This is a genomic window from Rahnella sp. P4_A8, from assembly GCF_056402435.1.
This window is the reverse complement of sequence record NZ_JBFUHK010000270.1, coordinates 1-1068: the sequence shown is the minus strand read 5'-3', so window position 1 is coordinate 1068 and position 1068 is coordinate 1. Positions and strand designations below refer to the sequence as shown.

The following is a 1068-nucleotide window of genomic DNA, read 5'->3' as shown; positions in this document are numbered from 1 at the left end:
CGTGGCCTTTTTTATTGTCCGTTTTTATCTATCCATCTTTCCAGCATTCTTAAATTTCCCCATTTCACTTTAAACTCAACGGTAAAGGGTACCCAGCAGGCACTAACCGTGTTTCTATAAATACCTTAGAAAATAAATAACAGAAGGATTTGTCAGATGAATATTATCGCTATCATGCGCCCGGAAGGGGCTTACTACAAAGACGAGCCGATCCGTGAACTGGATAGCGCGCTGACGCTTCTCGGATTTCAGGTCATTTATCCGCGCGATCGCGCGGATCTGCTCAAACTCATCGAAAATAATGCCCGCATTTGCGGCGCTATTTTCGACTGGGATCAGCATAGCGAAGAGCTGTGTACAGCCATTAATGAGCTGAATGAATATCTGCCGCTTTACGCTTTCATCAATACGCATTCGACGCTGGACGTCGACGTTAATGAAATGCGCATGGTGCTCTATTTCTTTGAATACGCACTGACTGCGGCGGAGGATATTGCCAAACGCATCCGCCAGTACACCGATGAATACATCGATACCATTACACCGCCGCTGACTAAAGCGTTGTTCACCTACGTAGAAGAAGGAAAGTACACTTTCTGTACGCCGGGGCATATGGCCGGTACGGCGTTTTTAAAAAGCCCGGTAGGGACGTTGTTCTATGATTTTTTCGGGGCCAAAACGTTGAAAGCCGATGTGTCGATTTCTGTGACAGAACTTGGTTCCCTGTTGGATCACACTGGTCCGCATCTAGAGGCGGAGGAATATATCGCCCGTACTTTCGGCGCCGAGCAAAGTTATATCGTCACTAATGGCACCTCGACGGCCAATAAAATTGTCGGAATGTATGCGGCACCGGCAGGGAGTACGGTGCTGATTGACCGCAACTGTCATAAATCGCTCGCCCATCTGATGATGATGACCAATATTGTGCCGGTCTATTTGCGTCCCAATCGCAACGCGTATGGCATTCTTGGCGGGATTCCTAAGCATGAATTCACCCGCGAAAGCATCGAAGAGAAAATTGCACAGACAGAGAATGCCACCTGGCCAGTGCACGCAGTGATCACT

General features: G+C 48.1%; 1 protein-coding gene. It reads left to right on the top strand.

The annotated features are described in order from the left end of the window. Positions 1-156: 156 nt before the first annotated feature. Positions 157-1068: Orn/Lys/Arg decarboxylase N-terminal domain-containing protein (locus AC1DUO_RS25335; RefSeq protein WP_477989444.1), on the top strand; the 912-nt coding region annotated here is incomplete at its 3' end.